Origin of the sequence: Streptomyces sp. 3214.6, assembly GCF_900129855.1 — a bacterium.
Lineage (GTDB): Bacteria > Actinomycetota > Actinomycetes > Streptomycetales > Streptomycetaceae > Streptomyces > Streptomyces soliscabiei.
In genome coordinates, this window is record NZ_LT670819.1 from 5,675,418 (window position 1) to 5,699,786 (window position 24,369).

At 70.9% G+C, this 24,369-nt stretch carries 21 protein-coding genes and 1 tRNA gene; 12 read left to right on the top strand and 10 right to left on the bottom strand.

Annotated features, from left to right (window positions below; genetic code table 11):
- Positions 1-251 precede the first annotated feature (251 nt).
- Both B5557_RS25695 and B5557_RS25700 read left to right on the top strand, forming a co-directional pair.
- Complete coding sequence (locus B5557_RS25695) at positions 252-524, top strand: hypothetical protein (RefSeq protein WP_079664999.1); 273 nt, start codon at positions 252-254, stop codon at positions 522-524.
- Positions 502-948, top strand: coding sequence for a PIN domain-containing protein (locus tag B5557_RS25700; protein WP_231976037.1), 447 nt, complete (start codon positions 502-504; stop codon positions 946-948). Before B5557_RS25695 ends, B5557_RS25700 begins: the two co-directional genes overlap by 23 nt.
- A 91-nt stretch (positions 949-1,039) precedes the next feature.
- On the opposite strand, the gene B5557_RS25705 is transcribed toward B5557_RS25700, so the two are convergent.
- The 5 genes from B5557_RS25705 to B5557_RS25725 all read right to left on the bottom strand — a co-directional run bounded on the left by B5557_RS25705 (position 1,040) and on the right by B5557_RS25725 (position 6,469).
- Positions 1,040-1,112 (bottom strand) — tRNA-Arg (locus tag B5557_RS25705).
- Between the two features lie 625 nt (positions 1,113-1,737).
- Entirely contained in the window at positions 1,738-2,229 is a 492-nt protein-coding gene (locus B5557_RS43875; RefSeq protein ID WP_173877733.1) for an alpha-L-rhamnosidase C-terminal domain-containing protein, read from the bottom strand.
- Positions 2,230-2,263: 34 nt separating this feature from the next.
- Positions 2,264-3,037, bottom strand: a complete 774-nt coding sequence (locus tag B5557_RS25715) for a TetR/AcrR family transcriptional regulator (protein WP_107472629.1) — start codon at positions 3,035-3,037, stop codon at positions 2,264-2,266.
- 138 nt (positions 3,038-3,175) lie between these two features.
- Positions 3,176-4,849: an IclR family transcriptional regulator domain-containing protein gene (locus tag B5557_RS25720; protein ID WP_079661669.1), complete on the bottom strand. Its 1,674-nt coding sequence runs from the start codon at positions 4,847-4,849 to the stop codon at positions 3,176-3,178.
- Between the two features lie 168 nt (positions 4,850-5,017).
- The gene (locus B5557_RS25725; RefSeq protein ID WP_079661670.1) at positions 5,018-6,469 is read right to left on the bottom strand and encodes a M6 family metalloprotease domain-containing protein; all 1,452 of its coding nucleotides are present in this window, start codon (positions 6,467-6,469) and stop codon (positions 5,018-5,020) included.
- 273 nt (positions 6,470-6,742) lie between these two features.
- Here B5557_RS25725 and B5557_RS25730 point away from each other — a divergent pair, with 273 nt between their 5' ends.
- A complete protein-coding gene (locus B5557_RS25730) occupies positions 6,743-7,387 on the top strand; it encodes a TetR/AcrR family transcriptional regulator (RefSeq protein ID WP_173877734.1) in 645 nt (214 codons plus the stop codon).
- A gap of 215 nt (positions 7,388-7,602) precedes the next feature.
- Positions 7,603-9,141 carry an MFS transporter gene (locus B5557_RS25735; protein ID WP_079661671.1) on the top strand — a complete coding sequence of 513 codons (1,539 nt, stop codon included), beginning with the start codon at positions 7,603-7,605 and terminating at the stop codon, positions 9,139-9,141.
- A gap of 37 nt (positions 9,142-9,178) precedes the next feature.
- Here the strand turns inward: B5557_RS25735 and B5557_RS25740 are convergent, their stop codons facing one another.
- A complete protein-coding gene (locus B5557_RS25740) occupies positions 9,179-9,694 on the bottom strand; it encodes a MarR family winged helix-turn-helix transcriptional regulator (protein ID WP_079665002.1) in 516 nt (171 codons plus the stop codon).
- A gap of 167 nt (positions 9,695-9,861) precedes the next feature.
- Here B5557_RS25740 and B5557_RS25745 point away from each other — a divergent pair, with 167 nt between their 5' ends.
- On the top strand, positions 9,862-10,671 hold the full coding sequence (locus tag B5557_RS25745; protein ID WP_079661672.1) for a dioxygenase family protein: 810 nt from the start codon (positions 9,862-9,864) through the stop codon (positions 10,669-10,671).
- A 24-nt stretch (positions 10,672-10,695) separates the two neighbouring features.
- On the opposite strand, the gene B5557_RS25750 is transcribed toward B5557_RS25745, so the two are convergent.
- Positions 10,696-11,235 carry a GNAT family N-acetyltransferase gene (locus B5557_RS25750; RefSeq protein ID WP_079661673.1) on the bottom strand — a complete coding sequence of 180 codons (540 nt, stop codon included), beginning with the start codon at positions 11,233-11,235 and terminating at the stop codon, positions 10,696-10,698.
- 219 nt (positions 11,236-11,454) lie between these two features.
- On the opposite strand from B5557_RS25750, the gene B5557_RS25755 reads away from it, so the two are divergent.
- Entirely contained in the window at positions 11,455-12,453 is a 999-nt protein-coding gene (locus B5557_RS25755; protein ID WP_079661674.1) for a sigma-70 family RNA polymerase sigma factor, read from the top strand.
- A gap of 862 nt (positions 12,454-13,315) precedes the next feature.
- Positions 13,316-14,017: a TetR/AcrR family transcriptional regulator gene (locus tag B5557_RS25760; protein ID WP_079665003.1), complete on the top strand. Its 702-nt coding sequence runs from the start codon at positions 13,316-13,318 to the stop codon at positions 14,015-14,017.
- Between the two features lie 352 nt (positions 14,018-14,369).
- Here the strand turns inward: B5557_RS25760 and B5557_RS25770 are convergent, their stop codons facing one another.
- Positions 14,370-15,353, bottom strand: a complete 984-nt coding sequence (locus B5557_RS25770; RefSeq protein ID WP_173877735.1) for a helix-turn-helix transcriptional regulator — start codon at positions 15,351-15,353, stop codon at positions 14,370-14,372.
- Between the two features lie 62 nt (positions 15,354-15,415).
- On the opposite strand from B5557_RS25770, the gene B5557_RS25775 reads away from it, so the two are divergent.
- From B5557_RS25775 to B5557_RS25795, 5 genes are all read left to right on the top strand, one after another.
- Positions 15,416-16,978: an MFS transporter gene (locus B5557_RS25775; protein WP_231976038.1), complete on the top strand. Its 1,563-nt coding sequence runs from the start codon at positions 15,416-15,418 to the stop codon at positions 16,976-16,978.
- Positions 16,979-17,214: 236 nt separating this feature from the next.
- Complete coding sequence (locus B5557_RS25780; protein WP_079661678.1) at positions 17,215-17,976, top strand: DeoR/GlpR family DNA-binding transcription regulator; 762 nt, start codon at positions 17,215-17,217, stop codon at positions 17,974-17,976.
- 155 nt (positions 17,977-18,131) lie between these two features.
- Positions 18,132-19,079 carry a 1-phosphofructokinase gene (gene pfkB / locus B5557_RS25785; RefSeq protein WP_079665004.1) on the top strand — a complete coding sequence of 316 codons (948 nt, stop codon included), beginning with the start codon at positions 18,132-18,134 and terminating at the stop codon, positions 19,077-19,079.
- 259 nt (positions 19,080-19,338) lie between these two features.
- Positions 19,339-21,513, top strand: coding sequence for a PTS fructose transporter subunit IIABC (locus B5557_RS25790; RefSeq protein WP_079661679.1), 2,175 nt, complete (start codon positions 19,339-19,341; stop codon positions 21,511-21,513).
- A gap of 150 nt (positions 21,514-21,663) precedes the next feature.
- Complete coding sequence (locus B5557_RS25795; protein ID WP_079661680.1) at positions 21,664-21,927, top strand: hypothetical protein; 264 nt, start codon at positions 21,664-21,666, stop codon at positions 21,925-21,927.
- 86 nt (positions 21,928-22,013) lie between these two features.
- On the opposite strand, the gene B5557_RS25800 is transcribed toward B5557_RS25795, so the two are convergent.
- Both B5557_RS25800 and B5557_RS25805 read right to left on the bottom strand, forming a co-directional pair.
- Positions 22,014-22,760: a DUF6227 family protein gene (locus tag B5557_RS25800; protein ID WP_079661681.1), complete on the bottom strand. Its 747-nt coding sequence runs from the start codon at positions 22,758-22,760 to the stop codon at positions 22,014-22,016.
- A 195-nt stretch (positions 22,761-22,955) separates the two neighbouring features.
- Positions 22,956-24,212 carry an Ig-like domain-containing protein gene (locus B5557_RS25805; RefSeq protein ID WP_443031271.1) on the bottom strand — a complete coding sequence of 419 codons (1,257 nt, stop codon included), beginning with the start codon at positions 24,210-24,212 and terminating at the stop codon, positions 22,956-22,958.
- Positions 24,213-24,369 lie beyond the last annotated feature (157 nt).

The window sequence follows — 24,369 nt, forward strand, 5'->3', positions numbered from 1 at the left end:
ACGGTTCTCGCGTGTTCCCAGCCATTCCCGGCCTCATGTGTGCCGAATCCGTTCCGGCCGGCCACTTGGTTGGGGGCGGTACCTGTTGACGAGGACGACCAGGCGGACGCCGTAAGAACTGCCGCTGTCGCTCGGCGGCCAGGCTGACGGATGCCCCGCTCTCGTCCCAAAGTTGTGAGCGCTGCAGGCGGAAACCCGTAGCCTGGCTGGGACCAGCAGTACGCAGCCCGATGCATGCGGAGGGGATGCCGATGACCACAGTTCCGAGCGGTGTGCCTCAGCCGCCGCGCCTGTCGTCGCATCCGCTGCGGACCATCCGTGACATCCGGGAGTCCCTGCCTGAGGACCAGCGTCGGCACTTCGACGCAGAGCTCGCCGACACGGAGATCGAGGCTCTGCCCGAGATGCTGCACCGCTGGGTGACGCTGAGCAACGACGGCTTCGAGGAATTCCTGCTCTCCCGGCCCTTCGAGGGTCTGGAGTTCGGCGCCCGCTCCTACGATGCGCAGACGGACGCCGAGTGATCTACCTGTTCGACACCAATGTCGTTGCCGAGCTGACGACCCGGGCGAAGCCCGACCCGCGCGTCCTGCCCTGGTTCCGGTCCATGGCCCGTCCCAACCGCTTCTTGAGCGTGATCACCGTGGCCGAGATCGAGGCTGGCGTTGCCGCCGCCCCGGATCCTGTAAGGCAGCCCGCTACGCACAAGCCCTCGCTGCGGTACGGCACGAATTCCGTGACCGCATCGCACCTATCGGCGAACCGGAAGCGGCCGCCTACCTCACCATCCACAAGACGCTCAAGGCCGCCGGCACCAGCATCGACCCACCGGACGCCCTGATCGCCGCCACTGCCCTGGCCAACGGCTGGACGGTGGCCACACGCAACATCAAGCACATGGCCCGAACCGGGGCTCTGGTGGTCAATCCGTGGGAGCAGCAACTGTAGGTGGCCGCGGCGTCGGTGCCGTACGTGTGCTGCAACCGCAGAGGCCCTCCCGTCCGATGGACGGAAGGGCCTTTGACCAGGTGTTTCTCTGTGCCCCCGGCAGGATTCGAACCTGCGACACCCGCTTTAGGAGAGCGGTGCTCTATCCCCTGAGCTACGAAGGCGGGGCTTGGGCGAAACCTTGCGGGACTCGGTGTACGAGTCGTGGCCCGGTCTCTTGGTCGAGCTCTGAGCGACCTGAGGCGGCAACTGCGGTGAGGGGGCGGACCGAGCCCGCGTGATACGCCGCAGCGCCCGCCGGGGCGCTCGATCCACAGGGTACCGGATCGGGGCTCGGGCGGGCGCTGGTGTCTCCGAGTGGAGTGAGTGGAGTGGAGTGGAGCGGGGACGGGCTGGGCGGTCGCGTCGAGGCGCTCCTTACTCCCTGACGCGGACGGCCGAGACCTGGGGCCTCGGGGTCCGCAGTTGCCGTGGGGCGTGGAGGGTGTCGCCTGTCGCTGTGGCGGTTCGGGACACGGGGACGTCGGTCGGTGCGGGGCCCGGCCTTCGAGCTGGAGGAAGGTTTCGGCGACCCTGAGCGGGCTGTAGTGGCTCAGCGGCACCGTGCCGGAGTGACCGCCAGGGCGATGGAATTTTCGCCCGGCAGGTCCTCGGCGACTTCGTCCGGGCCCTGGTCGGCCTGCGGTCCGTCGGTAAAGGCCGCGATGCGCGCCCGGCTGGAGGGAACGGGCGTGCAGGTGAGCAGCGGGACGGTCGCGGGAGCGAGGGGATTTCCCTGCTCGTGCCGGGTTATGCGGCGGAGGCGGAGTGGAGGATCAGGCGGTGGGCGCCGGATTCGAGGGGGTCGGTTTGGGTGGTGCAACGCCAGCCTTCGGGCGCGCTGAACCGTCCGGTCGTGCCGGGTGGCAGTGTGACGTCCACCGTGAGCGTGGTGCCGTTGAGCGACCAGTCGACCGATGCCGTGCCGTAGGGGGTGGCGAGGGAGGCCCCGGCCGAGGTGAGCCGCGCGGATACCGGCTCCGCCGGGAGGTCGAACTCCCGGCGGAGCAGCGGTGCCGGGCCGGGGGAGGAGCGGCCCCGGTCACTGGGGACATGGACGGACGGGGGCTCGGCCGGCCACGGGTGATCCGTCACCACGTCCGACTCGATCTGTCCGCTGGAGACGACCTCTACGCCGGACGCGGCCTCTACGTCAGATACGGCCTCTACGTGAGATACGGCCTCTACGTCAGATACGGCCTCTACGCCGGACGCGGCGGCGGTGAAGGACGGGGCGGGCACCGTGCGCGTCCTCCCGTCGGCCTGATCACGGCGTTCAGTGCGCGTCGGCGCCGGTGACCCGCCGCACCAGATCCACCCAGGCGCTCTGCAGCCGCGCGGTGCCGGCCTGACGCTCTCCTCGCAGGTAGTCCATGGTCTCCAGGTCGGTGAAGGCGAGCATGGCGTGCGCGAGCATGTCGTGATCGCCCTCGACGCCCGCCTCCTCCAGGAGCGAGGAGACATGGCGATGGAACGCCCTGCCGTAGTGCGAGGTCCGGCGGCGTTCGACGGGGATCTGGCGTCCCAGTGCCGGACCCAGGTCCGTGGGGTCGGCGACCCGCTCGATCAACGCCCAGCCGAATGCCGTCAGCCGGTCCTTCGCCGGCGCTCCCGGCCCCAGCGGAGGGGGACCGAAGGTGTACGCATCATGGAATTCCCCCTCTACGTCGTCCAGCAGGGCCAGCAGGAGCCCGTTGCGGTCGCCGAACCGGCGGAAGAGCGTGCCCTTGCCCACGCAGGCCAACTGCGCGACCTCGTGCATCGTCACGTGTTCGGCGCCCCGCTCGGCCACCAGCCAGGCGGCCGCCTCCAACAGCCGGGTCCGGTTGCGGGCGGCATCGGCGCGCTCCTCGGCCGGATCGTCCGGCGGCTGCGTCACCGGCCGACCCCGCGGTGCCAGGCGCGCATGTACGCAGCCGTCCTCGATCTGCACCGGATGCGGCCGGCACTCGACCGTACAGCCGTCTGTCTCGCCGTCCGTCTCGCCCTCCGAGAGCGAGACGGCGCCGTGTAACCGCTGCTGGGCATCGCTCTCCTCGGGTACGTCCATGGCGCAGGGGGGCCGGGGCCGGGGGTCGGGGCTGATGGCTGGTCGCCAACGCTAGCGACGCGGCCCGGGACGGGGACCCGACCGCAGCCCGAATCGCACTCGGCTGATGGACCTAAGCCGCTCTCACTCCTCTCACACTCAGGTCAGGGGGACGGTGGTGAAGCGGGAGGCTGTGTGGAGGTCCGTCTCGATGCGGGAGGCGGTGGACATCAGGGCGGGGAGGATGTCGTGGACGCAGCTCTCGGCCGTGCGGCGGGCCACGTGGGTCGCCGCGTTGAGGGCTGCGACCACCCGGCCCGTCCGGTCGCGGATCGGGACGGCGATCGCGCGCACGCCCTGTTCCAGTTCCTCGTCGACCAGGGCGTAGGACGACGGTGCGGGCGACGGCGGCGCGTCCGTGTGCTGCGGCAGCAGTACCCGGCCCATCGACGTTCCGCTCGCCGGCAGCCTCGTCCCCACCGTGATGTCCACGCTCATGACGTGGCTCGCGGGCACCTGGGCCGTGAACTGGATCTCGTCGCCCCGCTCGGTCAGGATCGCCAGGGAGGTCGTCTCCTGGATCTGCGCCGCCAGCGCCGCCATGTGGGGGGTCGCGATCCGCGGAAGGGATGTGCGGGAGAGGGGCGGGAAGCCGAGCGCGAGGACTCCGGGGGTGAGGGCGAACGCACGGTGCGGGGTCGGGGTCACCAGGCCCAGGTGCTCGTACGTGATCAGTGCGCGGCGGGCCGTCGCTCTCGCCAGGCCCGTCGCCTTCGCGACCTCCGTGAGGGTCAGTTCCGCCCTGCCCTCGCCGAACGCGGTCAGGACGGTCAGGCCCCGGGCCAGGGACTCGATGAACTCCCGGCCGAGTTCCTGTTTCGACGCGCCCGTCCAGATCGCCAGGCCTGCGGGGGGCGGTCCGGGGTGCGGGGGCGGGGCGTGGCGCAGATCGTCCTCCATCGCCGACACGGCCGCCCGAAGGCGCGGGAGCAGCGTTTCGCGCAGGTCCGCCGCCGTGTGCCGGCTGGTGTGGCTGACGACGCTCGCCACGCACGCGATCCGGGCGGTACGCGGATCCCGTACGGGTACGGAGACCGCCACCAGCCCCGGTTCGATCAGCTGGTCGTCCAGGGCGTGGTGCGCGGACGCCGCTTCCGCCGTCCTTCGCACGAAGTCGATGTCGATGTCGATGTCGACGTCGACAGCCTTGTCCTTGTCGTCGGGCTCGTCCCCCGGGGTGTGGTGGGGGAGTGGCGGTACCGTCGGGAAGTCCCGGTTCTCGGGGTCCCTGGTGCGGCGGGTGCGCCAGGTCTGCCAGTCCTCGTCCGTCCACTCGGTGGCGAACAGCGGGCCGGGGGCGGTGCGTTCGGCCGGGAGGAGGTCGCCGATGCGGAAGCTCAGGGACATCGCGCGGCGGCGGGTCGCCTGGTGGATGAAGCGGATGCCGTCGCGGTCGGCGACCGCCAGGGAGACCGACTCGTCGAGTTCGTCGGCGAGGGCGTCCGCGCGGGCGTCCAGCAGGGCGGGCAGGCGCAGGGCGGCCAGATAGGCGTTGCCCAGTTCCATGACGCGGGGGGTCAGGATCGCGTCCCGGCCGTCCAGTCGGACGTATCCCATGCGGGCAAGTGTCGCCACGATCCGGTCGACGGTCGAGCGGGCCAGGCCCGTGGCGCGTTCGAGCGCGCTGAGGCTCAGCCCGCCGTTCGCCTCGGTGAGCCGGTGCAGCACAGCGACGCCCCGCATCAACGGCGCCACCGCCTCGGCGGGGGTACTGGTGTCGCTGGAGGCAGCGGCGTCGATGGGGGACGTCGTGGCGGCGTGGGGCAGTGGCATGGGTGGTGTGTGCTCCCCGTGGAGGGTGTTCGGGACACCGTAACGGGGGGCGACGGATGTCAGGGCTTGGGCAGGGTGTTCACGTAGTGGCTCCGGTCGGCGGTGAGGCCGGCAGCGGCCTGGGGGCGTGCGCGGCGCTCGCCGGCTGACTCGGGTTCTCCGCACCTGCTACGTCCTGGTGACCCGCACCCGGTAGTCCCCCTCCGGATCCGCCCCCGCCCTCGCCCCTGCCCTCGCCCCTGCCTCGGCCTCTGTGCCCGTCACCCTCCCCGTCCCCGTCCCCGTCCCCGTCCCCGTCCCTGTCCCCGTCCCTGTCCCCGTCCCTGTCCCCGTCCCCGCCCCCGTCACCGAGATTCGGATGCCGCGTTTGGGGTCCTTGAACGTCTCGCCCGGGTTGAAGGGGGCGTCGGAGAGTTCGGCGTGGACGTTGGGGCTGCGGGTGCAGCCGCCGCTGGCGGTGTGGGAGTCGTAGACGGTCACCGGGCCCATGCCGGTGTCGACGTCGGCGTCGATCTTGTAGATGAGGACGCCGGGGCGGCACACCGCCTCGTCGTTGCCGCCGGGGGCGCGCAGTTCGACGGCGTATCCGGTGCGGCCGTCGATCGGGACGAAGACCAGCTTCGGGCCGCCCGCGCGGGAGAGCGGGGTCAGTGGGTACTCCCTTGTGCCGCGGGTCGCCGCGCAGGCGATCTGGGAGGCGTCCAGCCAGCCCAGCTTCCACTTGTGCCAGCCGAGCAGGTCGTTGTTGGCCCCCCAGTCCTCGCTCATGATGTCCCAGTGGCCGACCGCGCCCCCGCCCTCCTGGGTGTAGAGGTCGGGCAGGCCGAAGACATGGCCGTTCTCGTGCGGGAGGACGCGGTAGCCGGTGCGGTCGTAGGAGCCGGAGCCGTCGTCCTGGCGGGAGTAGACGAAGGACGCGTTCGCCACCGACACCCCGTCGGCGACCGGCGCCTCGGTGTTGCCGGCGAACGTCACCGACAGGACCGTGTCCAGCGCGGAGGGGCCCGCGTTCGGGGTGACCAGCACGTTCAGGAGGTCGTACGCGCGGAAGTCCACCGTCGGGTCGGCGGCGGCCACGATGTCCTGGACGAGTTCGCGGTAGCCGGGGTCGAAGGGCGCGCCGCGCTCTATGCCGTACGCGCGAAACGACTTGGGCATGCGCAGCCAGTGCGGGATCGGGGTCTCGGCGTGGTAGGCGAGGCGGCCGTAGGACGCCGTGCGGAACCATTGCTCGGTCTTCGGGAAGAACTCGCGGTAGCGGCTCAGCGCGCTGCCCCGGCCGGGCGCGTCCGAGAAGTCGATCATCAGGGTGAGGGCGCGGACGGTCCCGGTGGAGCGTGCGTAGCCGCCGGTGGTCGGGACCCCCTCGGACATCTGGACGGACGAGCGTCCGCTGATCATGCAGGGCGCGAGCGCGGAGGACCGGGCCAGGGAGATCGGGCCCGCGCCGGCCGCAGCCGAGCCGGGGAACGGCCGGAGGTGTCCCGTGCCGGCCGACGTGCTGACGGCCAGGGTCAGGGCGGTGACCGAGGCGAGGGCGGCGGCGCGGCGCGGGCGTATCCGACGGCGGAGCGGCTCGCCTGTGCGGGCCGGGGCGGTGCGCACGGGCTGCGGCTGCATGCGGGGGCCTCTCGCTCCGGGCAGCCGCCGGTCACCGGCTGCACCCTTGCGATCACCCTGTGCCGGGGCGCACGCGGGCGCGCGCTGGAGGAGACCGATCGTGGATTACCGGGTGGTAGTCGCTTCCCCGGTGGTGTGGCTCAGGTCACATCGAGAAAATCTCCGGTCCGGGAAATAACCGGGGACCTCTTCCCCGTTTAGTCAGGTGTCCGAGTGAAACGGGGACTTCATCCCCGGATCGCAACCCGTCGCAGAACTCAGCAGGAGTACGCCGTGCAGACCGCCACCCCCACCGCGCGTAAGGTGACCCGGCCCCGCGCCGACGCCCTGCGCAACCGGGAGCGGATCGTCACCGCCGCCCGCGAGATGTTCGTCGAGTTCGGCCCCGATGTGCCGCTCGACGACATCGCCCGCCGGGCCGGCGTCGGCAACGCCACGGTGTACCGCAACTTCCCCGACCGGGACGCGCTGGTCCGTGAGGTCGTCTGCTCGGTGCTGGACCGTACGGTCCGCGCCGGACAGGTCGCCCTCGCCGAGACCGGTGACGCGTTCGGGGCGCTGGAGCGGTTCGTGCACGTCTCCGCCGACGAGCGGATCAGCGCGCTCTGCCCGATGATCTCCAGCACCTTCGACCAGCACCACCCCGACCTCGAAGCCGCGCGTGAACGGGTCGAGCGGATCATCGAGGAGGTCATGGACCGAGCGAAGGCGGCCGGGCAGCTCAGGCCCGACGTCGGCGTGGGGGACGTCATGATCGCGGTGGCCCAGCTCAGCCGGCCCCCGGCCGGCACCGGATGCCTGAGCGCCGACCGCTTCGTCCACCGCCACCTCCAGCTGTTCCTGGACGGGCTGCGGGCTCCGGCCCCCTCCGTCCTGCCAGGTGCGGCCGTGACCATGGAGGACCTGCGCCAGTCCTGAGCGATTAGTCCGCGGCGTCGCGGAAGTCAGCACACAGAACTCAGCACACAGAACTCGGCAGCACACAGAACTCGGCAGCACACAGAACTCAGCACACGGAACTCGGAACTCGGCAGACAGAACACAGACGTTGTGCCCGAACGGCCGTCATCGACGACGAGCCGCCCCCTTTTCTCACCTTTTTTCCGTCACGAAGTCCCGAAGCGGGTATCCCCATGTCTCAAACAGCCCAGAAGGCCCCCGGTAAGACGGGCGCCGCACCGGACGCCAACCGGTGGAAAGCGCTGGCCTTCATCGCCCTCGCCCAGCTGATGGTCGTCCTCGACGCGACCATCGTGAACATCGCCATGCCCTCCGCCCAGCAGGACCTGGGTATCTCCGACGGCAACCGGCAGTGGATCGTCACCGCCTATGCCCTCGCCTTCGGCGGTCTGCTGCTTTTCGGCGGCCGCATAGCCGACCTGTGGGGCCGTAAGCGCGCCTTCGTCGTCGGCCTCGGCGGCTTCGCTGCGGCCTCCGCGCTCGGTGGGGCGGCCGCCAACGAGGCGATGATGTTCGGTGCCCGTGCCCTGCAGGGCGCCTTCGGTGCGCTGCTCGCGCCCGCCGCGCTGTCGCTGCTCGCCGTGATGTTCACGGACGCGAAGGAGCGCGCCAAGGCGTTCGGCATCTACGGCGCGATCGCCGGTGGTGGCGGCGCCGTCGGTCTGATCCTCGGCGGCTTCCTCACCGAGTACCTGGACTGGCGCTGGACGTTCTTCGTCAACATCCCGTTCGCGATCATCGCCGCGGCCGGCGCCTACTTCGTCATCCGTGAGCCCGAGGGCGGCCGCAACCGCTCCGCGCTCGACATCCCGGGCGTCATCCTCTCCACCCTGGGCCTGGTCGCGCTGGTCTACGGCTTCACCCGCGCCGAGTCCGAGGGCTGGAGCGACTCGCTGACGATCGGCATGTTCGCCGCGTCCGCCGTGCTGCTGTTCGCCTTCGTGGTCGTCGAGTCGAAGGTCAAGGCTCCGCTGCTGCCGCTGCGCGTGATCACCGAGCGCAACCGCGGCGGTGTCTACCTCTCCCTCGGCCTCGCGATCATCGCGATGTTCGGCCTGTTCCTCTTCCTGACCTACTACCTGCAGATCGTGAAGGGCTACTCGCCGGTCAAGACCGGCTTCGCCTTCCTCCCGATGATCGCGGGCATGATCACCGGCTCCACCCAGATCGGCACCCGTCTGATGACCCGGGTCGCTCCGCGCCTGCTGATGGGCCCGGGCTTCCTGGTCGCCGCACTCGGCATGCTGCTGCTGACCCAGCTGAAGGTCGACACCTCGTACGCGGCCGTGCTGCTGCCGGGGATGCTGCTGCTCGGCCTCGGCATGGGCACGGCGTTCATGCCGGCCATGTCCCTGGCCACCCTGGGCGTCGAGCCGCGGGACGCCGGTGTCGCCTCCGCGATGGTCAACACCTCGCAGCAGGTGGGCGGCGCCATCGGCACCGCGCTGCTGAACACGATCGCCGCATCCGCGACGACCTCGTACATCAAGGACCACGTCGCCGGTGCCACCTCCAAGCCCCAGCAGCAGCTGGTGCAGCTGGAGGGCATGGTGCACGGCTACACCAGCGCCATCTGGTTCGCCGTCGGCATCCTGGTCGCCGCCGCCACGATCGCCCTGACCCTCGTCAACACCGGCAAGCCGGACATGGGCGCGGTCGCGGGCTCGGGGGCCAAGGACGCCGAGGACGCGGTGCCGGTGATGGTCCACTGACGCGCGTAGCTCTGGCGCGCCCGGCCTTCGGGGGCTGTTAGCGCAGCCAGGGCAGGTCGGCACCCGCTTCGTTGGGCTGAAGGCCCTCGGCGATGATCTGCATGATCTCGCCGAGGGACTTCTGCTGTTCGGGGGTGAGCCGGTCGAACACCGCGTTGCGGACGATGGCGACGTGGCCCGGTGCGGCCTGCCGGAGCATCTCCAGGCCCTGGTCGGTCAGGACGGCGAACTGGCCGCGCTTGTCGGAGGGGCAGTCCTCGCGCCGGACCCAGCCGTTCTTCTCCAGGCGGGCGATGGCGTGCGAGAGACGGGAACGGGTGATCTTCGCGTGCATGGCCAGCTCGGTCATCCGCAGTCGCCGCTGGGCGGACTCGGCGAGCTTGACCAGGAGTCCGTAATAGACATGTGGCATGCCCGCGTCACGCTGGAGCTGGCGGTCCATATGGTCCTCCAGGAGAGTCGTGGCGTGCACGTAGGAACGCCAGATGAGCTGCTCCTCGGCGGTGAGCCAGTGGGGCTCGTCAGCTTCAGTGGGTGCGGATGCCTTCGTCATGCGCTCCACTGTAAACGCCTTCTCCTTGAAATTTAAATCAAATGGGAATATGCTCGCAGCTCTTGACGTTTTATGTTTCAATCAACCGAGCCTGACGATCCAGGAGCGCCAGGAGGTGCCAGGAGCGCCAGGAGTGAGGGGCTGAGGTCCCGGAAGGAGTCACCGCCATGACCGCCGTACCCCAGGAGCGATCCCTTCCCCGGGAGCGCATGCCCGCGCTCTACCTCAGTCACGGCGCCCCGCCGCTCGCCGACGACCCGATCTGGCCCGGCGAACTCGCCGCCTGGTCCGCCGACCTGCCGCGCCCCAAGGCGATCCTCATGGTCTCCGCCCACTGGGAGGAGGCCCCGCTCGCCCTCGGCGCCGTCGACCCCGTCCCCCTGGTCTACGACTTCTGGGGCTTCCCCGAGCACTACTACCGGGTGACGTACGACGCCCCCGGCGCACCGGAGCTCGCCGAGAGCGTACGCAAGCTGCTGCGCGCCCCGGGTATCCCCGTACAGGACATCCCCGACCGCGGCCTCGACCACGGCGCGTACGTCCCGCTCGTCGAGATGTTCCCGACCGCCGACATCCCCGTCCTGCAGATCTCCATGCCGACCCTCGACCCCGTCAAGCTCATGGAGATCGGCCGCAAACTGGCGCCCCTGCGCGACGAGGGCGTCCTGATCGTCGGCTCAGGCTTCTTCACCCACAACCTGGCCGCGCTACGGCACACAGGCCCGGGCGTGCCGACCTGGTCCTCCGAGTTCGACGACTGGGGCAGGCGCGCACTGGAGGCCCGCGACTGGGACGGCCTGCTGGACTTCCTCCACAAGGCCCCGGCCGGCCGGTACGCCCACCCGCGCACCGAGCACTTCGCCCCGCTCTTCGTGACCATGGGCGCGGCGGAGGTGTCCGGTGAGCTGGACGCGCAGAAGTCGGTGATCGACGGGTTCTGGATGGGAATGGCGAAGCGGTCGGTGCAGTTCGGCTGAGGCACGGCGGCCGACGGGTCCTGCCTAGAGGTCCTTCTCGTACCAGGCGACGTCCCAGTAGCGGCCGAACTTGCGGCCCACCTCCCGGTAGGTGCCGACGTGCCGGAAACCGAAGCGTTCGTGCAGCCGCGCGGACGCTTCGTTCGGTTGTGCGATGCCCGCGTACGCCCGGTGCACGTCCTCGCCGGCCAGCGCCTCGAAGAGTGCCTCGTACAGGAGCGTGCCGATGCCGCGCCGGCCGGCGTGCGGGGCGACGTAGACCGTCACCTCCACCGAGGTGGAGTACGCCGCCTTCGGCCGGTAAGGGCTGGATGTGGCGTAGCCGAGGATTTCCTGTGAGGTCCCCCGGATGTCCTGTGAGTCCGCCTCTGTGGCAACCATCAGGCGGTACGGCCCGTCTTCAGGGTGGGAGAGCAGCCAAGGACGTCGCTCTTCCGGAGTGAAAACCGCGGTGTCGAATGTGATGGACGTCTCACGTACGTAGTGGTTGTAGAGGCGCGTGAGGGCGTCGAGATCACCTTCGACTCCCGGTCTGACCTGCACCTCTTTAGGTCCTGACGGCATCGCACCTCCCCGCGTGGTCGGACAGGGTACTGCATGATCATAAAAATCGGGGTGCGGGTTGGGAATTCTGTCCTGATTCCAGTCGTTGTTTCCATCGGATGCAGGGCACACGAGGAGAGTTCCGAGAGTTTCCAGGCTTCAGTTCCAGGGCTTCCGAAACCTCCGAGACGCCGAGCGTCCGAAGGCCACCCGCTGAACCTCCATCGCAAGGGAGCACGCATGGCAACCCGTGCCGTCGCCCGTCGCAAGTCCGCCACTGGCGGGACGACCGACGCGGCCCGCAGTGTTCGCGCCCATGGCGGCGAGATCGCCGACCGCGACCTGGTCGGCATGTACCTCGACGAGATCGCGCGTACACCGCTGCTCGACGCTGCCAAGGAAGTCGAGTTGTCCCAGATCATCGAGGCGGGCGTCTTCGCGCAGCAGGTCCTCGACGGCGAGGAGGAGTCCAAGGCGGACGCCTCCCGTGCGGAGCTCGAGGCCCTGGTCGCCGACAGCGAGCGGGCCAAGGACATCTTCATCCGATCCAACCTCCGCCTGGTCGTCGCGGTCGCCCGCCGCTACCCCCGCAGCGGTCTGCCCCTCCTCGACCTCATCCAGGAGGGCAACGCCGGTCTGGTCCGTGCGGTCGAGAAGTTCGACTACCGCAAGGGCTTCAAGTTCTCCACGTACGCGACCTGGTGGATCCGTCAGGCCATCACCCGCTCGATAGCGGACCAGTCGCGCACGATCCGCCTGCCCGTCCACCTCGTGGAGGAGCTGGGCCGGATCCGGCGCGTGCAGCGCGAGTTCAACCGGGAGAACGGCCGCGACCCGGAGCCCGCCGAGATCGCGACCGAGCTCGGCTCCACACCGGAGCGCGTCACGGACGTCCTGGACTGGGCCCGTGACCCGGTCTCGCTGAACATGTCGGTCGACGACGACGGCGACACCCAGTTCGGCGACCTGCTGGAGGACACCTCCGCGGTCTCGCCCGAACAGTCCGTCCTGACCCTGCTGCGCAGCGAGGAACTGGACGGCCTGATCGACCGCCTCGACCCGCGCACGGCCTCCATCATCAAGATGCGGTACGGCATCGACGACGGCCGCGAGCGCACCCTCACCGAGGTCGGCAAGGAACACGGCCTGACCAGGGAACGCATCCGCCAGATCGAGAAGCACGCGCTCCTGGAACTGAAGAAACTCGCCCGCGACACCGGCTTCGAAGCAGCGGCGTAACGCACGGCCGCGCCTCGCTCCGCCGGGTCGGCCTGAACCGGCGGGCTCGGACCGGGCTGGGTGACTGGGCCGGACTGGGCTGGACTGACTGGGCTGGCCGTCGCGGGCCGGGCTGGGCGGCTGTTGGGTCGGGCTGGGCGGGGCTCAGCGTGCGGCTCGGGCGTGCTTGATGTCCGGACGGGCGGAGTGGCCCAGGCGGTCGGGCTGGGCTGATGCACGGCCCGGCGGCAGGCCCGTGCGGCCGGCTGGGGCCGGGGCTGGGGTGAGTGGGCCTCGGGCGTTGCCTGGTGCTGGGTTTCCGCCCGCGTACGCCGGGTGGTGGAGGGCCGCGCAAACATGGCGTGGGAACGCCGCTTCAACCAGGAGGAGTGCGGGAACAAGACTTCAGAGCACGGGAGTTCAGGTCGGCACAGGAGTTCGGGTCGACCGGACCCTGCAGCTTCCTCCGAGATCTTCGTCCTACGTGAGCCAAGTCCCGACGCACATCCCCCCGGCGCCGGGACTCTCCCTGAGCCGGGCTTCGGCGCCTCTCCCCCCAGGCGCCGGGGCCCGGCTCCCTTGCGCCCCCTGGGTTCGTCCCCCGAGTTCGTCCCGCGAGTTCGTCCCCTGAGTTCGTCCCCCGAGTTCGTCCCGCGAGTGGGGATCGTGGTCCCGGGCGGGGGATTGCGGGCGCACACGCCCGATGGGGCTTACCGAAAGCGGGCGGGCACGCCGGAAGGGCGGGACACCCCGTACCTGAACCACGGGGCGGCCCGCCCGAATGGCAGATTGTGCCACATGGGCATAGCCTGCCGAGGTGATCAGCTCCACCTCCCCCTCCGCCCAGGCTTCGCTGACCGAGCGGCGCAAAGCGGCGACCCGCATGGAGATCGCCCGGGCGGCGGCCGGCCTCTTCGTCAGCCGCGGCCTGAAGGCCACCCGCGCCGAGGACATCGCCCAGGCCGCAGGCATCGCCCCACGCACCTTCTACCGGTACTTCGCGACGAAGGAGGAAGCCGTCACCCCGCTCTACGCGGCGGGCGCCCAGCGCTGGGCGGAGGCGGTGCGCGACGCCCCCGCCGAACTGCCCGTCCCGGAGGCGCTGGAGCACGCCGTACGACACACCCTCGTCCCCGGTCGTGGAGTGTCGGCGGCGTCCTGGGAGTGGGTCCGCACGCTGATCCGGCTGGCCGGAACGAGTCCCGCGCTCGGCAAGGTCTGGGCGGAGGTCTGCCACACCTCGGAGACCACGCTCGCGGAGGTGCTGGCGGAGCGGGTGCAGGCCGCCTCCACAGCGCCCACAGCCGCCTCGTCGCCCAGCCTCGCCCCCGACAACGTTGCCTCACCGCACCAGCGCTTCACCGCAGCGGTGGCCAGTGCCACCGTCCGGGTCGCGGTCGAGAGCTGGGCCGCGAGCAACACCCCGCCCAGCGGCCCCGAGGGCCCGGCCGAACTGGCCCTGCACAACCTGCGGTCCCTGCGGGGGTTCACATGGGAAGACGGGCGCGCGGAAGGGTCGCCGGAGGGCCCCGGGGAAAGGCCGACGGAGCGCCCGACGCAGGGGCCGGTGCAAGGGCCGGAGTAGGGGCCGGAGTAGGGGCCGACGCAGGGCCTGACGCAAGGGCAGGCGTAGGGGCGGGCGGAGAGGCCGGCAGAAAGGGCCGACGCAGGGGCCGGCGGACAGGCCGGCAGGAAACATGACCGACGGAGAGGTCGCCAGGGCGGCGGCTGGCGAAGCGCCGACGGAGCCGCCTCAACAGCCTTGACCCGGCTGCGCTTTGACCCAGCCAGCTCACCTCACGCGGCTCACCGGCCCCCGCGCTCACCCACACTCGCCCCGGCCGCCCGCCCGCCCGCCCGCCCGCTCACCTGCCCGTCTGCCCGCTTACCCGCCTGTCTGCCCGGCGGGGTGCCTGCTCACCCGGCGGGGTGCCCGCTCAGCCACCCGCCGCCCGCCCCAACCGTCCGCCCAACTCCCGTACGGACTGCACCAGTTCCGCCGATCCCCGGACCGAGAACTCGCAGCCCAGCATGGCCAGTCGTACCGCCACCCACTCCACCGGGTCACTGGTCGAGCCGCGCAGGCGGCAGCCGTTCTCGCCGTTCTCCGACGGGTGGGCGACCGGCGTTCCCAGCGAGGCCGACAGCCGCGTCACCACGAACTCGGCCGGCGCGTCGAAGGTGACGTCGAGTTCGTACTCGCCCGTGTCCGGGCGTCGTTGGATGGACCGCCGGAGGTATTCCGCGGCGCTGCCCGTCGGCAGTTCCCGCGGTGTGAAGCGGGCGCCGGTCGCGAACGGGTCCTGGATCCGGTCGACGCGGAAGGTCCGCCAGTCGTCGCGGTCGAGGTCGTACGCCACGAGGTACCACCGTCGGCCCGTGGACACGAGCTTGTGGGGCTCGGTCAGGCGGCGCGTCTGCGTGCCGTCCTTCGCGCAGTAGGCGAACCGCAACCGCTCCTGCCCGGCCACCGTGGACGCGATGACGGTCAGCGTCTCGGGTGCGATGCTCGCGCCGTCTCCGCTGGTCAGCGGTGTGGTCGCGGCCTGGAGGACGGACACGCGGTGACGCAGCCGGGCCGGCAGCACCTGCTCCAGCTTGGCCAGGGCCCGTACGGACGCCTCGTCGACCCCCTCCAGTGCGTGCCCGGCGCCCGCCCGCAGCCCGACCGCGATCGCCACCGCCTCCTCGTCGTCGAGCACGAGCGGCGGCATCGCCTTGCCCGCGACCAGCCGGTACCCGCCGTCCGAGCCCTTGGACGCCTGTACGGGATACCCCAGTTCGCGCAGCCGGTCGACGTCCCGCCGGACCGTGCGGCGGGACACCCCGAGCCGGTCGGCGAGTTCGCCGCCGGGCCATTCGCGGGGCGTCTGGAGGAGGGAGAGGAGCTGCAGCAGCCGAGCCGGAGTGTCCGTCGTCATGCATCCGAGGATGCCGCACCACTAGGACACGATCTGACCTAATGCGGTCCTACTGTCACACCATGACCTCCACGGAGACCTCCACCGACGAGCAGTCGGCCCCTTCCAACCCCGAGAAGACGCCGGGTGACCGCCGCCGCTGGTTCGCACTCGCCATCGTGATGACCGCGGCCTTCATGGACCTCGTCGACGTCACGATCGTCAACATCGCCATCCCCTCCATCCAGCAGGACGCGGGCGCCTCCTGGAGCCAGATCCAGTGGATCACCGCCGGTTATGCCCTCGCCTTCGCCGCGGGACTCATCACCGGCGGCCGGCTCGGCGACATCCACGGCCGCAAGCGGCTGTTCCTCGTCGGCATCGGCGGCTTCACCCTCGCCTCCGCGCTGTGCGGCCTCGCCGCGAACCCGGAGATGCTTGTCGCCTCCCGCATCCTGCAGGGCGGCATGGCGGCCATGATGGTCCCGCAGGTGCTGTCGATCGTGCACGCCACGTTTCCGGCGCACGAGCGCGGGAAGGTGTTCGGGCTCTTCGGCGCGGTCGTGGGACTGGGGGCCGTCTCGGGACCGCTGCTCGGCGCGCTGCTGACGGAGTGGAACCTGTTCGGTCTCGAGTGGCGGCCGATCTTCCTCATCAACCTGCCGGTCGGCATCGCCGGACTGATCCTCGGCAGCCGCTTCATCACGGAGTCCAAGGCCCCGAAGGCGCTGAAGCTGGACCTCGTCGGAGTCGTCCTGGTCGTCGTCGGGCTGCTCATGCTGCTCTACCCGCTCACCCGCGGACGTGAGCTGGGCTGGCCGGTGTGGGGGTATGTGTCGATGGCCGGCTCGCTCGCGGTCTTCGGGGCGCTCGTCGCCTATGAGCGGCGCAAGGGCGCGCGGGACGGCTCGCCGCTGATCGAGCTCTCCCTCTTCCGGGTGAAGAGCTTCGCGGCCGGCATCGCCGTGCAGACCGTCTTCGGGATCGGCCTCGGTGTGTTCTTCCTGGTCTGGACGCTGTACATGCAGACCGGCCTGGGCTGGAGCCCGCTGAAGGCCGGCCTGACCGGGGTGCCGTTCTCGATCGCCGTCTCGCTGGCCGCCGGGCTGTCCGTCCAGCAGTTGGTCCCGCGCTTCGGACGCAAGGTGCTCCAGACGGGCGCCCTGGCCATGGGCGCCGGTGTGCTCCTGTACATCTGGGAGTCCGAGCGCTACGGCCTCGCCATCGCCCCGTGGCAGATGGCGCTCCCGCTGGTCGTGATGGGCCTCGGCATGGGCCTGATCGTCGCCCCGCTGACGGACGCGGTGCTGTCGGAGGTGCCGCGCGAGCACGCCGGATCGGCGTCAGGGCTCATCAACACCGTCCAGCAGATGGGCAACGCGCTCGGCCTCGGCCTCGTCGCGGTCGTCTTCTTCGGTGAGATCGGCGACCGGCTGACGCCGGTCCAGGTGCGTCCCGCTTTCGTGAACGCCTTCCAGCACGCCCTGGGCTGGGTGGCCCTGGTGATGTTCGCGATCTTCCTGCTGATGTTCGCCCTGCCGAAGCGTCCGGCACAGCACGTGGAGGGCGCGATCGAGGACGCCTCCCGTGGCGAGGACACCTCCCGTCGCGGGGAGCGCGAGCGGGAGACGGAGCTTGTGGGCTGACCTGACCCACGCACTCTCCAGGCGAAGGGCCCGGCACCCCAGGTGCGGGGCCCTTCGCCGTGCCGTCTGCCGTCTGCCGTCTGCCGTCTGCCGTCTGCCGCCTGCCGCCTTGACAGAAGTCCGTTCATGTCCGAATCAGGTCCGAACCTGTTTACTTTCCAGAAATCCGGGCGTAGCCTCCGTGACGAAACCACAAGTTCGGGCATAAATCTGGTGAGGGTCGGAGGCGAACGGACATGTACGCACCGGAGCGGCAGCAGGAGATCCTGCGGCTCGCCCGTGACGGCGGCCGGGTGGACGTCCTGTCGCTGGCCGAGGAGTTCCAGGTCACGGCGGAGACGATCCGCCGCGATCTGAAGGCCCTCGACCGTGCGGGCCTGGTGCGTCGCGTGCACGGCGGCGCCATACCGGTCGGACGCCTCGACTTCGAGCCGGACCTCGCCGAACGCGAGGGCACCTCCGCCGACGAGAAGGACCGCATCGCCAAGGCGGCCCTCACGGAACTGCCGTCCGAGGGCACGATGATCCTCGACGCCGGCACCACGGTCGCCCGCCTGGCCGCCGCCCTCCCGCTGGAGGCCGAGCTCACCGTCGTCACGCACAGCCTGCCCATCGCGGCCCGCCTCGCGGACCACCCGGGCATGCAGCTCCACCTCGTCGGGGGGCGCGTACGGCACCGGACGCGCGCCGCCGTGGACGCCTGGGCGCTGCGGGCATACGGCGAGATCCGCGCCGACGTCCTGTTCATCGCCGCCAACGGCTTCTCCGCCGAGCACGGGCTGACCACCCCCGACCTAGCCGAGGCCGCGGTGAAGCGGGCGGCCGTCGCCGCCGCGCGCCGCGTGGTGCTGCTCGCCGACTCCTCCAAGCACGGCCAGGAGCACTTCGCCCGTTTCGGCGACCTGAGCGACGTGGACCTGCTGATCACCGACAGCGGGCTGAGCCCCGACGACGCGACCGCGATCGAGCGCGGCGGCACGGAAGTAGTACGCGCATGAGCAGCACGAGTGGCACGAGCCCGAGCGGCACCGGCATGAACAACCCGGGCCTGAACAAGGCGGGCCTGAACAAGGCGGGCCTGAGCGACGAGGGTCTGAGCAACCCGGGCCTGAACAAGGCGGACCGGAGCAACGCGGACCGGAGCCACCCGGGCGTGATCCTCACCGTCACCCCCAACCCGTCCCTCGACCGTACCTACGAGGTCCCCTCCCTGGACCGCGGCGAAGTCATCCGCGCCACCGGCGAGCGGATGGACCCGGGCGGCAAGGGCGTGAACGTCTCGCGCGCCGTATCCGCTGCCGGACGGCGCACAGTCGCCGTGCTGCCCCTGGGTGGTGCGCCCGGCGCACTCGTCGCCGACCTCCTCGACGCCCAGGGCATCGAGGTCGCGCCGGTCCCGGTCGCCGGAGCCACCCGATCCAACATCGCGCTCGCGGAGTCGGACGGCGTCCTGACGAAGATCAACGCGCCCGGGCCCGAGCTGTCCTCCGAGGAACAGGAACTGCTCCTGGAGACGGTCCGCGAGCAGTCGCGCGACGCCGACTGGATCGCCTGCTGCGGCAGCCTGCCCCGCGGGCTCGCGCCCTCCTGGTACGCCGAGGTGGTCGCGCGGGCGCACGCCGGTGGTGCGCGCATCGCGCTGGACACCTCGGGGCGCGCGCTCCTCGAAGCGCTGCGCGAGCGGCCCGACGTGGTGAAGCCCAATGCCGAGGAGCTCGCGGAAGCCGTCGGCCGCCCCCTGGCGACCGTGGGCGACGCGGTGAAGGCGGCCGAGGAACTGCGCGAGATGGGCGCCCGCGCCGTGCTCGCGAGCCTGGGCGCCGACGGGCAACTGCTCGTGGAGGACACGGGTACCTGGTTCGCGAGCGCACGCGTCGACGTCGTACGCAGCAACGTGGGAGCGGGTGACTCCTCCCTCGCCGGTTTCCTGATCGCCGGCGGCAGCGGTCCGGCGGCGCTCGCCTCCGCCGTCGCGCACGGCGCCGCCGCCGTCCAGCTGCCCGGCAGCGTGATGCCGACCCCGGCCGACCTGGACCCGGCGGCGGTGACGGTCACGGCCGAGGTACCGGTGGACCGCGAACTGAAGGAGCCGGTGTCATGACCCGCTTGACGTCGCCCGAGATGTTCACATCAGCGGCCGGGATGCGGCGAGGCTCCTCGTTACTCGCCGTCCACGACGGGCAGCGGGGCACCCTGAGCCGCCCCGCTGACCAGGGGACGCAGGCCTCGAACCCGCCTGCGGCCCCCCGGAGGCGGGGTTTCCCCGGCCCCGCCTCCGCCCCCCGCTTCACCTCAGTCCCCGTCCCCACCCCCGCCCACCACCCCACGCCCCGGGCGATACGCGTGCGAAGGAGCCCGCGATGAGCGACATGATCACCGCGGACCTGGTCGACCTCGACCTGTCCGCCTCAACGAAGGAAGCGGCGGCGCGATCCCTCGCCGAGCGCATGGTGTCCCTGGGCCGGGTGACCGACCTGGAGGGCTTCCTCGCCGACGTCGCCGCCCGCGAGGCCCAGATGCCCACCGGCCTCGACGGCGGCATCGGTATCCCGCACTGCCGCAGCGAACACGTCACCGAGCCGACGCTCGCCTTCGGGCGCAGCGCCGCCGGCATCGACTTCGGCGCGGCGGACGGCCCCGCCGACCTGATCTTCCTGATCGCCGCCCCGGCCGGCGCGGACGACGCCCACCTGACGATCCTGTCGTCGCTGGCCCGTCAGCTGATGAACGCCGAGTTCACCGACGCACTGCGCTCGGCCGGCGGCGCGGCCGCCGCGGCGGCGCTCATCCGCGGCGAGGAAGCCCCGGCGGCATCGGCCGAGGCCGCCTCAGCCCCGGCGTCCGTTCCGGCGGCCGTTCCGGCCTCAGCTCCGGCGTCCGTTCCGGCGGCCGTTCCGGCCTCAGCTCCGGCGTCCGCGTCCACCTCCGAAGACTCCGTGTCGGCGTCGGCGGCGGCCTCCGCCGACGCCGACACGGCCACCACCACCCAGGGCCAGGGCCAGGCCCAGGACCCGGCCCCCGCATCCGAGAGCCCCTTCCGGATCGTCGCCGTCACCTCCTGCCCGACCGGCATCGCCCACACCTACATGGCGGCCGAGTCCCTGGAGAACGCGGGCCGCGACGCGGGCGTCGAGCTGGTCGTCGAGACGCAGGGCTCGGCCGGCTTCACCCGCCTCGACCCGGCCGTCATCGCCGCCGCCGACGGCGTGATCTTCGCCCACGACGTCCCCGTACGCGACAAGGACCGCTTCGCCGGCAAGCCCACCGTGGACGTCGGCGTGAAGGCGGGCATCAACCGCCCCGCCGAACTGATCACCGAGGTGCGCGGGAAAGCGGCGCGCGGTGAGGTCAGTGCGGCGGCCAAGGGCGGCACGCCGGTCGAGCGGACCGGCGAGTCCGGCGACAGCTACGGCACCAAGCTGCGCAAGTGGCTGATGACCGGCGTGAGCTACATGGTCCCGTTCGTCGCCGCGGGCGGTCTGCTGATCGCTCTCGGATTCGCGATCGGCGGCTGGCAGATCAACAAGGCGCCCTCGGTCATGGAGCACTTCTCCTGGACCCAGGTCGACAGCTGGGGCGCCCTGCTGTTCCAGATCGGCGGAGTCGCCTTCGGCTTCCTCATCCCGGTCCTCGCCGGTTACATCGCCTACGGCATGGCCGACCGCCCCGGACTCGTCCCCGGCTTCGTCGGCGGCATGATCGCCTCCAACATCGCCGCCGGCTTCCTCGGCGGTCTGGCCGCCGGTCTGCTGGCGGGCGGCACCGTCCTCGCGATCCAGCGGATCAAGATCCCGCCGGTGCTGCGCGGCATCATGCCGGTCGTGGTGATCCCGCTGATCTCCTCGCTGGTCGTCGGCTTCCTGATGTTCGTCGTGATCGGCAAGCCCATCGCCGAGGCCCAGAAGGGCATGACGGACTGGCTGTCGGGCCTCTCCGGCACCAACGCCATCCTGCTCGGCGTCCTGCTCGGCCTGATGATGTGCTTCGACCTCGGCGGCCCCGTCAACAAGGTCGCGTACGCCTTCGCCACGGCCGGTATCGCCGTCCAGGACCCCAGCGACTCCGCGATGAAGGTCATGGCCGCCGTGATGGCCGCGGGCATGGTCCCGCCGCTGGGCATGGCACTCGCGACGACCGTCCGCAAGAAGCTCTTCACCCCGACCGAGCGCGAGAACGGCAAGGCCGCCTGGGTCCTGGGCGCCTCCTTCATCTCCGAGGGCGCGATCCCGTTCGCCGCGGGCGACCCGCTGCGCGTCATCCCGGCCTCGATGGCGGGCGGCGCGGTCACCGGCGCCCTTTCGATGGCGTTCGGCGCCACGCTCCGCGCTCCGCACGGCGGCGTCTTCGTGATCCCGCTGATCGGCAACGCCTTCCTCTACCTGGTCGCCATCGCGGCGGGCGTGTGCGTGACGACGGCCGTGGTCGTCGTCCTCAAGGGGCTGCGCAAGCCGGCCCCCGGGGCCGCCGAACCCGGGACGACGGAGGAGACCGCGACCGCCACAGCGGCGGAGACGAAGCAGCCGGTGGCCGCGTAAGGGGCTCGGTGCTCGGCGTCGCTCTCCATGGCTGTCTGCGGTGATCCGTAACTCTGTGCACTGAAAAGGCCTTTAGCGCGATGTGCGTGGCCTGCGAGATACGTCACGGTCCGGGACCAACGTCCCGGACCGTGGTGTGTACTGGGCGGTATGCCTGTGCATTTCACGCCCACTCAGCTGACGGCCCTGACCGTCCTCGCCGTGGCGTCCGTCGCCTGGCTGCTCGTCCTGACCCGGATCCTGCGCCGTATCCGCTCCGGTGCCGGCAACCGTCCGGCGCTCCCCACCCGCCCTGACCTGCCGGCCCTCCCGGGCCAACGGCAGACCGGCCCCCACCTGGAAAGCGTCGAACTGACCCCCGCGGAGCGGGACGCCTTCGCGGGCCTCGTACAGCGACTCGACGGCGGCCGCTGACGCCCACACGCGTCCACACCGCTCAGGCGACCTGCCCCAGCCCAGACGACCCGCCCACCCCGCTGAGGCGATCCGCCCGCCCCTGCTCAGGAGACCTGTGCCGCCCGGCGTTCCATCGCGTCCCGGGCCGCCGTCTCGGACGGATACACCTCGCACATGTGCCGCCCGTCGGGCGTCGCCGTGTGCTCGACCTCCCACAGGGAGATCTCCCGGCCGTCGCGCAGCAGGAACGCATGCTCGTAGAGCGAGTAGCCCAGGCCGATACGACCCGCCCGGCAGGGGCGCCCGAAGGCCTGGGTGATCTGGTGCGCGAACGCCGACGTCAGCAGCGCGGCCGTGTCCGTGCCGGGCCGGTCAGGGTTCTCCGCGCGGCGCAACAGCCGGCGCGCATGATCCGCCGAGTCGTCCGGCACATACACATGCCGGGGTGCGCTGACCGGCGCCAGCTGCACCAGTACCGGCAGCTCGAAGTCCGGCGCGTCCGCCGGCAGCGGCAGCCGGGCCGTGGCGGTGCCCAGCTCCTCCTCGTCGACATACACCTCGTGCTGCGGCTCGCTGCCCGGCGCGGTGTTGTGCACGAGCTCCCACAGCGTGAGCGCGCAGCCGTCGGCCAGCAGCCAGGTGTGCCGGTACGTCTCCCGGTGCAGACCCGCGCTGTGGTGCGCGGAGTGCAGCGAGCTGTCGTGAGCCAGGGCGCAGTCGAGCCGCCGCAGGGCTTCGTCGGGCAGCTCGAACGAGTTCAGGGCGCGACCGAGCAGTCGCGCGAGGTGCTCCTCCGGAGACTCGGGCGACTCGGCTGGTTCGTACGCTGTTGTCTCGTACGGAACGCTCAAGGTTTCTCCCGGCGTTGCTGCATGTCACCTTGTGGGTGCATACCGTAGCCCCTCGGTCGGACATCATGTCCGGGAACCGAGAAAACGTACGCCGGGAAAACGCGGAGGCCGCGCGAAAAGTTCCCGCGCGGCCCGGCGACCTGACAGAAACCGCCGGTCAGACGGCGTTCCCGGCGATCTCCGCCCACCAGGAGCTCAGCCCGCGCTCCCGGCGCTGCCCGCGCTCCCCGCCGTCCACTCGGCCCACGACATGTTCCAGCCGTTCAGCCCGTTGTCCGGGGCCACCGTCTTGTCCGGGGAGTTCTTGACGATCACGACATCGCCGATCAGCGAGTTGTCGTAGAACCACTTGGCGGGCGTGTCGCCCTGCGCGCCCCGCACGTCCGCGAGCCCGACGCAGCCGTGGCTGGTGCCGGTGCGACCGAAGGGCGGATTGCCCTTGTTGTACCAGTAGTTGCCGTGGATGAACGTGCCGGACGTCGTCAGACGCATCGCGTGCGGCACGTCCGGGATGTCATACTCGCCGCCCAAGTTGACCGTCCGGCTGTTCATGCGGGTCTGCGTGAACTTCTCGGAGATCACCATCTGCCCGTTGTACGTGGTGTGCTCCGGGCTGCCCGACGAGATCGGAATCGTCTTCAGGGTCTGCCCGTCCCGCACCACGGTCATGGTCTGCGTGTTCACGTCGACCGTGGACACCTGGGAGCGCCCGACGGTGAACGTGACCGTCTTCTTCTGCACCCCGAAGACACCGTTCGCGCCCTCGACGCCATCCAGGTCGATCTTCATCGTGACCTTGGAGCCGGCCTTCCAGTACTCCTCGGGCCGGAAGTCGAGCCGCTGCGCCCCGAACCAGTGCCCCACCACCTGCTGACCGCTGCTGGAGGTGACCGTGATGTGCGACTGCACGGCCTTCTTGTCGCCGATGGCCTTGTCGAAGGTGAACGACACCGGCATCCCCACGCCGACCGTCGTGCCGTTGTCCGGCGTGTACGTCCCGATGAAGCTCTTGGCCGAAGTGACCGTGGTGAAGATGGAGTTGGCGGCGGCGGTCTTGCCGCTCGCGTCCTTCGCGATCGCCGATATCTGGTACTTCGTCCCGCGCTCCAACTGCTCCTTCGGCTTCCAGCTGCTGCCGTCGGCCGACAGGGAGCCCTCGACGGCCTGTCCCGACCCGGCCACCGTCATCTTCACCTCGGTGAGCCGGCCGTCGCTCACCTTCACGCCGGTCGCGTTGATCGACGCGCCCGTCGAGCCGTCCTGCGCCGAGATGACGATCTTCGCCGTGGACGTCTTGGTGGAGCTCTTGCCGTCCTTGCCGCCGTCGTCCTTGGCGGTGGCGCTGCCCCCGCAGGCGGTCAGGGTCAGGGCGCCGACCACCAGGACGGCACAGGCTCCCAGTACGCGCCGCGCTGCTTTGTCCGCCGTCGTCACGGGCTGCTCCAGCTTCATGTGAGGTGAGTGATCCGCTCCGGTACGTGGAGTACGTGGAGTACGTGGACAAGGAGGGACCCGACCGCCCGTGAGGTTCCCCTCCACTGGCCCTTGGCACCATCACGTGACAGAACCGGGACAATCCCCCTTCCCGCCCGCCTTCCTGCCCCCTTCG

Excerpts from the sequence above, each read along its gene's own strand:
- B5557_RS25790 (WP_079661679.1), top strand. The coding sequence starts at position 19,339 with ATGAGCGACATGATCACCGCGGACCTGGTCGACCTCGACCTGTCCGCC.
- B5557_RS25740 (WP_079665002.1), bottom strand. The coding sequence starts at position 9,694 with ATGACGAAGGCATCCGCACCCACTGAAGCTGACGAGCCCCACTGGCTC.
- B5557_RS25770 (WP_173877735.1), bottom strand. The coding sequence starts at position 15,353 with ATGACGACGGACACTCCGGCTCGGCTGCTGCAGCTCCTCTCCCTCCTC.
- B5557_RS25745 (WP_079661672.1), top strand. The coding sequence starts at position 9,862 with ATGACCGCCGTACCCCAGGAGCGATCCCTTCCCCGGGAGCGCATGCCC.
- B5557_RS25755 (WP_079661674.1), top strand. The coding sequence starts at position 11,455 with ATGGCAACCCGTGCCGTCGCCCGTCGCAAGTCCGCCACTGGCGGGACG.
- B5557_RS25720 (WP_079661669.1), bottom strand. The coding sequence starts at position 4,849 with ATGCCACTGCCCCACGCCGCCACGACGTCCCCCATCGACGCCGCTGCC.
- B5557_RS25775 (WP_231976038.1), top strand. The coding sequence starts at position 15,416 with ATGACCTCCACGGAGACCTCCACCGACGAGCAGTCGGCCCCTTCCAAC.
- B5557_RS25735 (WP_079661671.1), top strand. The coding sequence starts at position 7,603 with ATGTCTCAAACAGCCCAGAAGGCCCCCGGTAAGACGGGCGCCGCACCG.
- B5557_RS25750 (WP_079661673.1), bottom strand. The coding sequence starts at position 11,235 with ATGCCGTCAGGACCTAAAGAGGTGCAGGTCAGACCGGGAGTCGAAGGT.
- B5557_RS25725 (WP_079661670.1), bottom strand. The coding sequence starts at position 6,469 with ATGCAGCCGCAGCCCGTGCGCACCGCCCCGGCCCGCACAGGCGAGCCG.
- B5557_RS25780 (WP_079661678.1), top strand. The coding sequence starts at position 17,215 with ATGTACGCACCGGAGCGGCAGCAGGAGATCCTGCGGCTCGCCCGTGAC.
- B5557_RS25795 (WP_079661680.1), top strand. The coding sequence starts at position 21,664 with ATGCCTGTGCATTTCACGCCCACTCAGCTGACGGCCCTGACCGTCCTC.
- B5557_RS25760 (WP_079665003.1), top strand. The coding sequence starts at position 13,316 with ATGGAGATCGCCCGGGCGGCGGCCGGCCTCTTCGTCAGCCGCGGCCTG.
- B5557_RS25695 (WP_079664999.1), top strand. The coding sequence starts at position 252 with ATGACCACAGTTCCGAGCGGTGTGCCTCAGCCGCCGCGCCTGTCGTCG.
- B5557_RS25715 (WP_107472629.1), bottom strand. The coding sequence starts at position 3,037 with ATGGACGTACCCGAGGAGAGCGATGCCCAGCAGCGGTTACACGGCGCC.
- B5557_RS25805 (WP_443031271.1), bottom strand. The coding sequence starts at position 24,212 with ATGAAGCTGGAGCAGCCCGTGACGACGGCGGACAAAGCAGCGCGGCGC.
- B5557_RS25700 (WP_231976037.1), top strand. The coding sequence starts at position 502 with ATGCGCAGACGGACGCCGAGTGATCTACCTGTTCGACACCAATGTCGT.